Annotated in this window: 12 protein-coding genes; 9 read left to right on the top strand and 3 right to left on the bottom strand. The window is 66.6% G+C overall.

All coding sequences use genetic code 11. From position 1 onward, the window contains the following. Positions 1 to 230: 230 nt before the first annotated feature. Both JYG37_RS19025 and JYG37_RS19020 read left to right on the top strand, forming a co-directional pair. Positions 231 to 1,565 (top strand): NAD(P)/FAD-dependent oxidoreductase, encoded by a 1,335-nt coding sequence (locus JYG37_RS19025; protein ID WP_050011340.1) that lies wholly within the window; start codon positions 231 to 233, stop codon positions 1,563 to 1,565. 301 nt (positions 1,566 to 1,866) lie between these two features. After that, entirely contained in the window at positions 1,867 to 2,742 is an 876-nt protein-coding gene (locus JYG37_RS19020; protein ID WP_050011339.1) for a dienelactone hydrolase family protein, read from the top strand. A 54-nt stretch (positions 2,743 to 2,796) separates the two neighbouring features. Here JYG37_RS19020 and JYG37_RS19015 read toward each other — a convergent pair whose 3' ends face one another. Continuing rightward, positions 2,797 to 3,666: a sulfurtransferase gene (locus tag JYG37_RS19015; RefSeq protein ID WP_050011338.1), complete on the bottom strand. Its 870-nt coding sequence runs from the start codon at positions 3,664 to 3,666 to the stop codon at positions 2,797 to 2,799. A gap of 117 nt (positions 3,667 to 3,783) precedes the next feature. Then, the gene (locus tag JYG37_RS19010) at positions 3,784 to 4,890 is read right to left on the bottom strand and encodes an aromatic ring-hydroxylating oxygenase subunit alpha (protein WP_213345720.1); all 1,107 of its coding nucleotides are present in this window, start codon (positions 4,888 to 4,890) and stop codon (positions 3,784 to 3,786) included. Between the two features lie 269 nt (positions 4,891 to 5,159). Between JYG37_RS19010 and JYG37_RS19005 the strand changes: the two genes are divergently transcribed. From JYG37_RS19005 to folE2, 4 genes are all read left to right on the top strand, one after another. After that, entirely contained in the window at positions 5,160 to 5,453 is a 294-nt protein-coding gene (locus JYG37_RS19005) for an exodeoxyribonuclease VII small subunit (protein ID WP_006479428.1), read from the top strand. Then, positions 5,450 to 6,334 carry a polyprenyl synthetase family protein gene (locus tag JYG37_RS19000; protein ID WP_213345719.1) on the top strand — a complete coding sequence of 295 codons (885 nt, stop codon included), beginning with the start codon at positions 5,450 to 5,452 and terminating at the stop codon, positions 6,332 to 6,334. The genes JYG37_RS19005 and JYG37_RS19000 overlap by 4 nt, the downstream gene beginning before the upstream one ends. Positions 6,335 to 6,415: 81 nt before the next feature. Then, positions 6,416 to 8,320 (top strand): 1-deoxy-D-xylulose-5-phosphate synthase, encoded by a 1,905-nt coding sequence (dxs, locus tag JYG37_RS18995; protein WP_050011335.1) that lies wholly within the window; start codon positions 6,416 to 6,418, stop codon positions 8,318 to 8,320. Between the two features lie 153 nt (positions 8,321 to 8,473). Next, entirely contained in the window at positions 8,474 to 9,283 is an 810-nt protein-coding gene (folE2, locus tag JYG37_RS18990) for a GTP cyclohydrolase FolE2 (protein WP_213345718.1), read from the top strand. Positions 9,284 to 9,373: 90 nt separating this feature from the next. Here folE2 and tsaD read toward each other — a convergent pair whose 3' ends face one another. Further along, a complete protein-coding gene (gene tsaD / locus JYG37_RS18985; protein ID WP_050011333.1) occupies positions 9,374 to 10,414 on the bottom strand; it encodes a tRNA (adenosine(37)-N6)-threonylcarbamoyltransferase complex transferase subunit TsaD in 1,041 nt (346 codons plus the stop codon). A 121-nt stretch (positions 10,415 to 10,535) separates the two neighbouring features. Here tsaD and JYG37_RS18980 point away from each other — a divergent pair, with 121 nt between their 5' ends. The 3 genes from JYG37_RS18980 to JYG37_RS18970 all read left to right on the top strand — a co-directional run bounded on the left by JYG37_RS18980 (position 10,536) and on the right by JYG37_RS18970 (position 12,724). After that, positions 10,536 to 11,765 (top strand): BaiN/RdsA family NAD(P)/FAD-dependent oxidoreductase, encoded by a 1,230-nt coding sequence (locus tag JYG37_RS18980; protein WP_256975831.1) that lies wholly within the window; start codon positions 10,536 to 10,538, stop codon positions 11,763 to 11,765. A gap of 105 nt (positions 11,766 to 11,870) precedes the next feature. After that, on the top strand, positions 11,871 to 12,083 hold the full coding sequence (rpsU, locus tag JYG37_RS18975; RefSeq protein ID WP_006479415.1) for a 30S ribosomal protein S21: 213 nt from the start codon (positions 11,871 to 11,873) through the stop codon (positions 12,081 to 12,083). A gap of 194 nt (positions 12,084 to 12,277) precedes the next feature. Further along, positions 12,278 to 12,724: a GatB/YqeY domain-containing protein gene (locus tag JYG37_RS18970; protein ID WP_050011331.1), complete on the top strand. Its 447-nt coding sequence runs from the start codon at positions 12,278 to 12,280 to the stop codon at positions 12,722 to 12,724. Positions 12,725 to 12,760: the final 36 nt, after the last annotated feature.

Raw genomic sequence — 12,760 nt, 5'->3', positions numbered from 1 at the left:
GCCAAATATCGAGATGGTTTGCTTGTGGTCAACGCGCAAGCTCCCGGACAATGCATGTCAGTCATGTCATTGACGCGGGGCGGCGCGCCCCGCATGCCGGATCGGTCGCATCGTAGTGCTTCGAACTGCACATCGATGATGTCCGAACCGGTTAATCCACCGGGCGGCGCGCGTGCATCGCGTTTGCTTCATCCGGCGGCAGCCGTTTCGACTCGCAAAGGGAGAATCAGATGCATCGGATCATCATCGTAGGCGGAGGCGCGGGCGGCCTGGAACTGGCGACGCGGCTCGGCGACCGTTACGGTGCGCGCGGCAATCGTCCCGCGCGTGCGCTCGTCACGCTCGTCGACCGCAATCCGACTCACATCTGGAAACCGCTGCTGCACGAGGTCGCGGCCGGCAGCATGGACCCGTTCACGCAGGAACTCGAATATGCGGCGCAGGCGCGCTGGCACGGCTTCGAGTTCCAGCAGGGCGAGTTGACCGGGCTCGACCGCGCGGCGAAGCGCGTGACGCTGTCGCCGCTCAACGACAGCGACGGCGAGGAACTGTTGCCGGCGCGCGAGCTGGAATACGACACGCTCGTGATCGCGATCGGCAGCACGACCCACTTCTTCGGCGTGCAGGGCGCGCCGGAAAACGCGATCGCACTCGACACGGTCGGGGAGGCCGAACGCTTCCGCAAGCGGCTGATCGCGGCATGCATGCGCGCCGAGCACCAGGCACCGGCGCCCACCGTGCCCGGCGAGTCGGCCGAGCCGCGTATCCAGGTCGTGATCGTCGGCGGCGGCGCGACGGGCGTCGAGCTGTCCGCGGAGCTGCGCAATACCGCGCAGGTGCTGTCCGTGTACGGGCTGCACAAGCTCGATCCGCGCCATGACGTCGGCATCGTGCTGATCGAGTCGGGGCCGCGGATCCTGCCGGCACTGCAGGAGCGCGTGTCGACAGCGACGGCCGAACTGCTCGAAAAGCTCGGCGTGCGGCTGATGCTCGGCGAGCGCGTGACCGAGGTGGCGCCCGGGCTCGTGCATACCGCGAGCGGCAAGGCGGTGCGCGCGGACCTGACGGTCTGGGCGGCCGGCATCAAGGCGCCGTCCGTGCTGTCGCACCTCGACGGCCTTCAGGTCAACAAGCTCGGTCAGCTCGACGTGCGCCGCACACTGCAGACCTTCACCGACGACAACGTGTTCGCACTCGGCGATTGTGCGGCCTGTGCATGGCCGGGCAACGAACGCAACGTGCCGCCGCGCGCGCAGGCGGCGCACCAGCAGGCGAGTTTCCTGCTCAAGGCGATCGGCTGCCGGCTCGAAGGGCGCCCGCAGCCGGAGTTCACGTATCGCGATTTCGGTTCGCTCGTATCGCTCGGTCACTTCAGCGCGGTCGGCAACCTGATGGGCGGGCTGATCGGCGGCAACATGCTGATCGAAGGGCTGTTCGCACGCTTCATGTACATGTCGCTGTACCGGCTGCACATCGCGGCGCTGCACGGTTATCCGCGGATGATGCTCGACACGGTCGCGCACTGGCTGCGGCGCACGACGCTGCCGCGCGTCAAGCTGCACTGATCGCGTCGTCGCGCGCGGAGCGGGCGGGGAATGCGCATGTCGTGCGTGTTCGCCGCCCGTTTTTCTTTTCGATTCGCGAGGATTCGGTCGCGCGCCGAAGCGCGAGACGTGCCGTTGCGCGTCGTAATCGAGTCTTACACATCCGACAGTTGACGCGACAACGGATTATTGGGCATCTTGTCCGGGTTTTCGTTTGCGGCGGGGTGCCAACCGTCGTGACTTCCGCGCCGCGCGCCGGTGCGATGCCCCGTCATGCCGTATCCGCGATCGTGACGGCGGCGCCCAATCGAGGAGTGCATTCATGTTGAAACCCGAAGTCGACAGCCTGGTTCCCCACGTCCCGTTTTCGCGCCGCAAGTTCATGCAGGCTGCGCTCGGCGGCACCTTCGCGGCGGCCGTGCTGCCCGTGTCGGCGCAGACGGTCACGACCGACAGCGCCGGGCTGGACGTCGACACCATCGAGATCCGCTCGGGCGATGCGAGTATTCCGGCGTATCGCGCCCAGCCGATCGACAAGACGAACTTGCCGGTCGTGATCGTGATCCACGAGATCTTCGGCGTCCACGCGCATATCGCCGACGTGTGCCGGCGCTTCGCGAAGCTCGGCTATCTCGCGATCGCGCCCGACCTGTTCGCCAGGCAGGGCAATGCGGCGAAGTATCCGACGATGAAGGAGCTGTACGACCACATCATCAGCAAGGTGCCGGACCGGCAGGTGACGGAGGATCTCGATGCGACCGCCGCATGGGCCGGCAAGAACGGCGGCGACCTGTCGCGTCTCGGCGTGACGGGGTTCTGCTGGGGTGGCCGCCAGGCATGGCTGTATGCGGAACACAATCCGCACGTGCTGGCCGCCGTCGCGTGGTACGGGTTCGTCGAAGGCAAGACCGACGAGATGACGCCGTTCAATCCGGTCGACCATGCGTCGTTGCTGAAGGTGCCGGTGCTCGGGCTGTATGGCGAGAAGGATCAGAACATCACGCAGGCGTCGCTCGCGGACATGCGCAAGGCGATCCAGGCGAGCGACTCGAAGCGCGCGCGCGAATCGGAGATCGTCGTGTATCCGGATGCCGGTCACGCGTTCTTCGCCGACTACCGGCCGAGTTACGTGAAGGGCGATGCCGAGGACGGCTGGAAGCGCGCGATCGAGTGGTTCCACAAGTACGGCGTGATGTAAGCGACGAGCGGCGGCAACGGCCGCCGCATCATCGTCGTCGCGCCGCGCGGGTGCTCAAGGATTTGGGCCGGTCGCGATTGGCCGCGACGGATCGGCGCTCCATTCGCTCCACGAGCCCGGGTACAGCGACGCGCCGTGCAGGCCGGCCACTTCCAGCGCCAGCGCGTTGTGGCATGCGGTGACGCCGGAGCCGCATTGCAGGATCACGCGGTTCGGCTCGGTGCCGGCCAGCACGGTGGTGAATGCCTCGCGCAATTCATGGCCGGTCTTGAAGCGGCCGTCGGCGGTCAGGTTGTCCTTGAAGAAGCGGTTGCGCGCGCCCGGAATGTGCCCGCCCACCCGATCGATCGTTTCGTTTTCGCCGCGATAGCGATCCGGTGCGCGGGCATCGATCACGACGCGCGCGGGCGACGACACGTTCGCGAGCACGGCCGCCGCATCGACGGTCGATTCGAGCGGCGTGGCCGAGCGGAAGTCACCGGCGGCCGGGTGCGGCACGTCGGTCGTCAGCGGCTGGCCGGCCGCTTCCCAGGCCTGCAGGCCGCCATCGAGCACGGCGACCGAATCGTGGCCGAGCCAGCGCAGCAGCCACCACAGGCGCGCCGCATAGGCGCCGCCTTGCGCGTCGTACGCGACGACCTGCTGACCCTGCTTGAGGCCGCGGCTGGCGAGCAGCGTCGCGAGCGCGTCGCGGGTCGGCAGCGGATGGCGGCCGTTGGTGCCCGTCTTGCGGCCCGACAGGTCGCGATCGAGATGAAGATAGTGCGCGCCGGGGAGGTGACCGGCCGCGTAGGCGGCTTCGCCGGCGCCGGGATCGGCGAGATCGAAGCGGCAGTCGAACAGCGCGACGCTGCCGGGCGCCGCGGCCAGGCGCTCGGCGAGATTGGCGGCGGAGATGAGCGTGGTGTAATGAGTGTGTGGCATGACGACTCCCTGGAGTGCAAATGGCCTGACACTCCAAGTCTAAACAAAAAAAGACGGGCCGAAGCCCGTCTTTTCGTCTGCCGGATGCCGCGCGGCGTCAACGCGCCGCAGCCGCTGTCAGAGGCCGCCGAGGTGGCGGCGCAGGAACTCGTGGAAGTGCTGCATCCCGTCTTCCATCGGGCTCTGGTACGGGCCGACCTGCGACTCGCCGCGGGCCATCAGCGCACGGCGGCCCGCGTCCATCCGCATCGCGATCTCGTCGTCCTCGACGGCCGTTTCCATATAGGCGGCACGCTCGGCCTCGACGAATTCGCGTTCGAACAGCGCGATTTCCTCGGGGTAATAGAACTCGACGATGTTGGTCGTCTTCTGCGGCCCGCGCGGAATCAGCCACGACACGACCAGCACGTGCGGATACCACTCGATCATCAGGCCCGGGTAGTAGACCATCCAGATCGCGCCGAACTCCGGCGGCACGCCGTTGCGGAACTTCAGCACCTGCTCGTGCCATTTCTGGTAAGTCGTGCTGCCCGGTTTCGCGAGGGCGTTGTGCACGCCGACCGTCTGCACGCTGTACCAGTCGCCGAACTCCCATTTGAGATCGTCGCACGACACGAAGCTGCCGAGACCCGGGTGGAACGGGACGACGTGGTAATCCTCGAGGTAGACCTCGATGAACGTCTTCCAGTTGTAGTCGCACTCGTGCACTTCGACGTGATCGAACTGGTACTCGGCGAAGTCGAAGTGATGCTTCGTGCCGAGGTTCGCGAGATCGCGCGCGACGTTGCGGCCCTCGGCCTCGAACAGCAGCCCCTGCCAGTTCTGCAGCAGGCTCTTGCCGAGGTTCAGGCACGGCTTGTCGGGGAAGTGCGGCGCGCCGAGCAACTGGCCTTCGAGGTCGTACGTCCAGCGGTGCAGCGGACACACGATGTTCTGCGCATGGCCGCGCCCGTTGAGCATGATCGCCTGCCGGTGGCGGCACACGTTCGACAGCAGTTCGATCTGGTTCGTCTGGTTACGGACCAGCACGCGGCCTTCCTTCTCGGACGGCAGCGCAAAATAGTCTCCCGCCTCGGGCACCATCAACTCGTGCCCGACGTAACGAGGACCTTTCTTGAAGAGGGTTTCGATCTCGCGCTCGAGTAGCGCCTCATCGAAATATGCAGTGACTGGAAGCTGGCTGTGGGCCGACTTCAACTGAAGCGCATCGCTCAGATTGGACATTCCCACTCCCGGTGTTAGCGTGAAAGCAGTGAACAACCCAACCATCGAAAAATCGATTTAGGGAAACGGACAATTATACCCGGTTCGCCCCGCAAGGCTAGGATTAAGTGCCTGATTTGTGTCAATTTTTTGTCGGGCGACCGTCCCAAGGCGCACACTGTGCGTCGTAGATGGGGCCGGAATTGTGCGCGGGCGCCCACGACGGCAGGTCGGAAAATTCTCTTTTGCCGTAGAATGTCCGACTTGTTTTGAAATTTGACACCTCGTCCATGGCGAAAACCGCATCCCCAGGCGCCACGCCGCCCGGCAACGGCACCGAACCGTTGCCGGACAATTACGAGATGGCGCTCGCGGAACTCGAGACGCTGGTTGCCCGGATGGAAGGCGGCGCGTTGAGCCTCGAGGATTCGCTGGCGGCGTATCGCCGCGGTGCGACCCTCGTTGCGTTTTGCCAACAGCAGCTCGAGAAAGTGGAGCAGCAGGTTCGCGTGCTCGACGGCGCGACGCTGAAGCCGCTTTCGTCCGGAACGGCCGCCACGGACGGCGAAGACGACGATCTATGACATTCGAACAATGGATGCGGTCCGTGCTTGACCGTGTCGAGGACGCACTCGGCCACTATCTGCCGGCTGAAACCGCGACGCCCGCGAAACTTCACGAGGCGATGCGCTATGCGGTCCTCGGTGGCGGCAAACGCGTTCGCCCGCTGCTGTGCCATGCAGCAGGCGAACTGACCGGCGCGACCGAAGCGGCGCGCAACGCGGCGGCGGCGGCGCTGGAGATGATCCACGTCTACTCGCTCGTGCACGACGACATGCCGTGCATGGACGACGACGCGCTGCGTCGCGGCAAGCCGACCGTGCACGTACAGTACGACGAACCGACGGCGCTGCTGGTCGGCGACGCGCTGCAGTCGCAGGCGTTCGTCGCGCTGACCGACGCCGATGCGCTGTCGCCGGTGCAGCAAGCGGCGCTGGTGCGCGAGCTGGCGCTCGCGAGCGGCTCGATCGGCATGGCCGGCGGGCAGGCGATCGACCTGGCGAGCGTCGGCCTGAAGCTGACGCGCGAACAGCTCGAGACGATGCACCGGATGAAGACGGGCGCTTTGCTGCGCGCGGCCGTGCGGATGGGCGCGCTGGCCGGCGAGACGCCGTCGGCGGAAACGATGGCCGCGCTGGATGTTTACGCGGGCGCCGTGGGTCTGGCCTTTCAGGTCGTCGACGACATTCTCGACGTCACGACCGATTCGGCGACGCTCGGCAAGACGGCCGGCAAGGACGCGGCGAACGACAAGCCGACCTATGTATCGATCCTCGGTCTCGAGGCGTCGCGCGAGCTGGCAGCGCAGCTGGGCGCCGAAGCGCACGACGCGCTGAAACCGTTCGGCGCACGCGCACAGCGTCTCGCCGAACTTGCCGACCTGGTAGTGAACCGGGTCAGCTGACGCGAAAGCCCGCCGCCGCGCACACGCTACGGTGCGTGCAAAAGAATGCGGGCGCGTTTGATTTCCTACAATGGAACGACGATGTACGACTTGCTGAAAACCATCGACGACCCGGCGGATTTGCGCCGCCTCGATCGTCGCCAACTGCAACCGCTCGCGGATGAACTGCGCGCGTTCGTGCTCGACAGCGTGTCGAAGACGGGCGGCCATTTGTCGTCCAACCTCGGGACGGTCGAGCTGACGATCGCGTTGCACTACGTGTTCAACACGCCGAACGATCGCATCGTCTGGGACGTGGGTCACCAGACCTACCCGCACAAGATCCTGACGGGCCGCCGCGACCAGATGCACTCGCTGCGTCAGCAGGACGGCATCTCGGGTTTCCCGCGCCGTTCGGAGTCGGAATACGACACGTTCGGCACCGCGCACTCGAGCACGTCGATCTCGGCCGCGCTCGGGATGGCGATCGGCAGCCAACTGAATGGCGACGACCGCTTCTCGATCGCCGTGATCGGCGACGGCGCGATGACGGCCGGCATGGCGTTCGAGGCGATGAACAACGCGGGCGTGTCGGAAGATGCGAAAGTGCTCGTGATCCTGAACGACAACGACATGTCGATCTCGCCGCCGGTCGGCGCGCTGAATCGCCATCTCGCGCGCCTGATGTCGGGCCGCTTCTATGCGGCGGCGCGCGCGGGCGTCGAGCGCGTGCTGAGCGTGGCGCCGCCGGTGCTCGAACTCGCGCGCAAGCTCGAGGAGCACGCGAAGGGCATGGTCGTGCCGGCCACGCTGTTCGAGGAATTCGGCTTCAACTACATCGGCCCGATCGACGGTCACGATCTCGATTCGCTGATCCCGACGCTGCAGAACATCCGCGAGCTGCGCGGCCCGCAGTTCCTGCACGTGGTGACGAAGAAAGGCCAGGGCTACAAGCTCGCCGAAGCCGATCCCGTGCTCTATCACGGCCCCGGCAAGTTCAATCCGGCCGAAGGCATCAAGCCGTCGACCACGCCTGCGAAGAAGACGTATACGCAGGTGTTCGGCGAGTGGCTGTGCGACGAAGCCGAGCGCGATACGCGCGTGGTCGGCATCACGCCCGCGATGCGCGAAGGCTCGGGCATGGTCGAATTCGAGAAGCGCTTCAAGGATCGCTACTACGACGTCGGCATCGCCGAGCAGCATGCGGTGACGTTCGCCGGCGGTCTCGCGACCGAAGGGCTGAAGCCCGTCGTCGCGATCTACTCGACGTTCCTGCAACGTGCGTACGACCAGCTGATCCACGACGTCGCGCTGCAGAACCTGCCGGTCGTGTTCGCGATCGACCGCGCGGGCCTCGTCGGCGCGGACGGCGCGACGCATGCGGGCGCGTACGATCTCGCGTTCATGCGCTGCATCCCGAACATGACGATCATGGCCGCATCCGACGAGAACGAATGCCGCCAGATGCTGCACACGGCGCTGCAGCAGCCGAACCCGACCGCGGTGCGCTATCCGCGCGGCGCGGGCACGGGCGTGGCGACGGTGAAGGAATTCACCGAGATCCCGCTCGGCAAGGGCGAAGTGCGGCGCCGCACGTCGCAGCCGGAAGGCAAGCGCGTCGCGATCCTCGCGTTCGGCACGATGGTGGCGCCGTCGCTCGCCGCTGCCGAGGAGCTCGATGCAACGGTCGCGAACATGCGCTTCGTGAAGCCGATCGATGCGGCGCTCGTGCGCGAGCTCGCCGAAACGCACGACTACGTCGTCACGGTCGAGGAAGGCTGCGTGATGGGTGGCGCGGGCTCGGCCTGCGTCGAAGCCCTGATGGAGAGTGGGGTTATCCGACCCGTACTACAATTGGGCCTCCCTGACCTGTTCATCGATCATGGCGACCCCGCGAAGCTGCTGTCGCAATGCGGCCTCGACGGCGCGGGCATCGCGAAATCGATTCGCGAACGCTTTCTGAATCCGGCGGCCGATGTCGCCGGTCAGGCGAAGCGCGTCGCGTAAGCTGACGCCGCCCGCGGGCGGCGTCGGTGCGACTGGCGCAACCGGTCTTCATTGATGCGGAAAACATGGGCCTGCGGGCCCATGTTGCTTTTCCGGCCGCCGCATGATGCGGCGTGCGCGTCGTCGGACGCGCGGCTTACAAGGATTGAACAAATGAACCAGATGAATCCCGCCTTCGTGATGCCCGACGTGCAGAGCACGGTGGATATCCGTCAGATCCCGATTCAGCGCGTGGGCGTGAAGGCGGTTCGGCATCCGTTGACGGTGCGTACCGAAAGCGGCGACGTGCAACCGACGGTCGGTGTCTGGAACCTCGACGTCCGTCTGCCGGCCGATCAGAAGGGCACGCACATGTCGCGCTTCGTCGCGCTGCTCGAAGAGAATCGCGCGCCGCTGACGGTCGAGCGCTTCCGCGCGATGCTCGCATCGATGCTCGTGAAGCTCGAAGCCGAGGCCGGCCGCATCGAAGTCACGTTCCCGTACTTCGTGAACAAGACGGCGCCGGTGTCCGGCGTGCAGAGCCTGCTCGACTATGAAGTGACGCTCACGGGCGACAGCCGCAACGGCGACACGCGCGTGTTCCTGAAGGTGCTCGTGCCGGTGACGAGCCTGTGCCCGTGCTCGAAGAAGATCTCGCAGTACGGCGCGCACAACCAGCGCTCGCACGTGACGATCGATGCGGAGCTGGCCGCCGATCTGCCGGTCGAGGCGCTGATCCGCATCGCGGAAGAGGAAGCGTCGTGCGAACTGTGGGGGCTGCTGAAGCGTCCGGACGAGAAGTTCGTCACCGAGCGTGCCTACGAGAACCCGAAGTTCGTCGAGGATCTCGTGCGTGACGTCGCGCAACGTCTCGATGCGGACGAGCGCGTGATCGCGTACGTGCTCGAAGCCGAGAACTTCGAGTCGATCCACAATCACAGCGCGTATGCGCTGATCGAGCGCGACAAGCGGTTGACCGCATAACGCCGCGGCGTTATGTCGCGCCAATGACGAAGGCCGCTCGAAACCGAGCGGCCTTTTCGTTTTCCTGCCTGGGGCGTTGCGTGGCGCGATTCAGCTTGCGAGCGACGCGAGATCCCAGCGCGGCTTCACCGTGAATGCGTAATCGGCATTCGCCTGTTCAGGCCAGCGGCCGAGCCGCAGCGCGCCCGCGAGCGCGATCATCGCGCCGTTGTCGGTGCACAGTGCGAGATCGGGGTAGTGCACGTCGAAGCCGCGCTTGGCCGCGGCCGCCGACAGGGCCGCGCGCAACTGGCGGTTCGCGCCGACGCCGCCCGCGACCACGAGGCGCTTGAGCTTCGTCCGCTTCAGCGCGGCGAGCGACTTCGCGACGAGCACGTCGACGGCCGCATCGACGAAGCCGCGCGCAAGATCGGCCTTCGCGCGTTCGAGTGCTTCGCCGTCGAGCTTCGCCGCTTCGAATTTCTTCATCTGCGTGAGCACGGCCGTCTTCAGGCCGCTGAAGCTGAAGTCGAGATCGCCCGAATGCAGCATCGGGCGCGGCAGCACGACCGCGCCCGGCGTGCCCGTTTCGGCGAGCTTCGATACTTCGGGGCCGCCCGGGTAGCCGAGGCCGATCAGTTTCGCGGTCTTGTCGAACGCTTCGCCGGCCGCGTCGTCGAGCGTTTCGCCGAGCGTCTCGTACACGCCGACGTCGGTCACGCGCATCAACTGCGTGTGGCCGCCGGAAACCAGCAGCGCGACGAACGGGAACGGCGGCGGCGCGTCGACCAGCAACGGCGACAGCAGGTGGCCTTCGAGATGATGGATGCCGACGGTCGGCTTGTTCCACGCGAGCGCGAGCGCATTCGCGATGCTCGCGCCGACCAGCAGCGCGCCCGCGAGGCCGGGGCCCTGCGTGAACGCGATCGCGTCGATGTCGTCGCGGCGCGTGCCGCTTTGCGCCATCACTTCCTCGAGCAGCGGCAGCGCGCGGCGGATATGGTCGCGCGACGCGAGCTCGGGCACGACGCCGCCGTATTCGCGATGCATCGCGATCTGCGAATGGAGCGCGTGCGCGAGCAGGCCGCGCTGCGTGTCGTAGAGCGCGAGGCCGGTTTCGTCGCAGGAGCTTTCGATGCCGAGAACGAGCATGGGTGAGGGCAGGGCGCGCCGGTTCGGACGCGCCGCGGGTAGGTCGACGTAACCTGAAATTATAGCAGGCGGGGGCTCGCGGCCGCCGCGGGCGGCCCGGGCCCGAGGCCGGGCAGGTACAATCCGCGCCATGGAAACCTATGACATCGCCGTGATCGGCGCGGGCGCCGCCGGCATGATGAGCGCCGCGGTCGCCGGGCAGCTCGGCCGCCGCGTCGTGCTGATCGATCACGCGCCGCGGCTCGCCGAAAAAATCCGCATCTCGGGCGGCGGCCGCTGCAACTTCACGAACCTGTACGCAGGGCCCGACAACTACCTGTCGTCGAATCCGCATTTCGCGCGCTCGGCGTTGGCGCGCTATACGCCGCGCGACTTCCTCGGGCTGCTCAAGCGCCATCACGTGACCTGGCACGAAAAGCACAAGGGCCAGCTCTTTTGCGACCACGGCAGCGACGCGATCATCGACGTGCTGAAGCACGAGTGCGACGCGGGCGGCATCGCGTGGCGCCGGCCCGTCGTCGTCGACGCGGTGCGCCATGCGCCGGCCGACGGCTTTACGCTCGACACGCAGCAGGCCGGCCCGATCGGCGCGCGCGCACTGATCGTCGCGACCGGCGGCCTGTCGATCCCGAAGATCGGCGCGACCGACTTCGGCTACCGGCTCGCGAAGCAGTTCGGCCACAAGCTCGTCGATACGCGGCCCGCGCTCGTGCCGCTGACGTTCGCGCCGCAGGACTGGGCGCCGTTCGCGCCGCTGTCCGGCGTATCGCTCGAAGTGCGCGTATCGACCGGCGACAAAAAGCGCGGCGGCGAATTCGTCGAGGATCTGCTGCTGACCCATCGCGGGCTGTCCGGGCCCGGCATCCTGCAGATCTCGAGCTACTGGCAGCCCGGCGATCCGATCCGCGTCGACCTGCTGCCGCAGCGCGACACGGTGGCCGACCTGCTCGACGCGAAACGCACGTCGAAGCGCCAGATCGGTTCGCTGCTCGCCGACTGGGTGCCGTCGCGTCTCGCGCATGCGTGGCTCGACACGCATCGCGTCGCGGCCGACGCGCGGCTCGCGGACCTGCCCGACAAGACGCTGCGCCAGATCGGCGACGCGCTGTCCGGCTGGACGCTGACGCCGAACGGCACCGAGGGCTACAAGAAGGCCGAAGTGACGAAGGGCGGAGTCGATACGCGCGAGCTGTCGTCGGCGACGATGATGAGCGCGCGCGTGCCGGGGCTCTTCTTCGTCGGCGAGGCGGTGGACGTGACGGGCTGGCTCGGCGGCTACAACTTCCAGTGGGCGTGGGCGTCCGGCACGGCGGCCGGGCAGGCCGCGGCCGAGTATGCGCGAGGCGCCTGACGCGCCGGCCGGCACGGTTCTGGCGGGGGTGGGGTCCGTGCCTTTGACCCATCGCTCTGCTATACTCGGTAGTCTTTCCCTGCAAACCTTTATTCGTGTCGGATCATGACGATCATTCGCGTTAAAGAGAACGAGCCGTTCGAAGTTGCAATGCGTCGCTTCAAGCGCACGATCGAGAAGAATGGTCTGTTGACCGAGCTTCGTGCGCGTGAGTTTTACGAGAAGCCGACCGCAGAACGCAAGCGCAAGAAGGCCGCTGCGGTGAAGCGTCATTACAAGCGTATTCGCAGCCAGACACTGCCGAAGAAGCTGTACTGAACGATTGGGCGCCGCGCGGTTCACTGAGCGGCGCACCGGCGACTCCGTGCGATCGGGTCCGGTCGCGCAGCCGATCAGGCGGCGAGTCGCCGATGCCGGATTCGAGCAACCCGCTTGAGACACTGTCCCAAGCGGGTTTTTGTGTTGACGCCCATTTGCGGGCGTCGGTTTCACGTTTCCATCCCGGGTGAAAGATGAGTTTGAAAGAGCAGATCAGCGAAGACATGAAGGCCGCGATGCGCGCGAAGGAAAGCGAGCGCCTGGCAACGATTCGCCTGCTGATGGCCGCGATCAAGCAGCGCGAAGTCGATGACCGGGTCACGCTCGACGACGCGGGCATCACGGCCGTGATCGACAAGATGATCAAGCAGCGCAAGGATTCGATCAGCCAGTTCCAGGCGGCCGGCCGCGACGATCTGGTTGCGAAGGAGCAGGCCGAGCTGGCCGTGCTGGGCGGCTACATGCCCGCGCAACTGTCGGACGCCGAAGTGGCGGCCGAGGTCCAGGCGGCGGTCGCGCAAACCGGCGCAGCCGGCCCGCAGGACATGGGCAAGGTGATGGGCGTGCTGAAGGGCAAGCTCGCCGGCCGTGCCGACATGACGGCCGTTTCCGCGCAGGTCAAGGCCGCGCTCACGAAGTAAAACCCGTTCCCGGCGCGCCCAGCGATGCGTGCGCCG

The sequence above is a fragment of the Burkholderia sp. LAS2 genome (assembly GCF_018417615.1).
Lineage (GTDB): Bacteria > Pseudomonadota > Gammaproteobacteria > Burkholderiales > Burkholderiaceae > Burkholderia > Burkholderia sola.
Note: the sequence above shows the minus strand (reverse complement) of the source record. Positions and strands in the feature narration are given on the sequence as shown.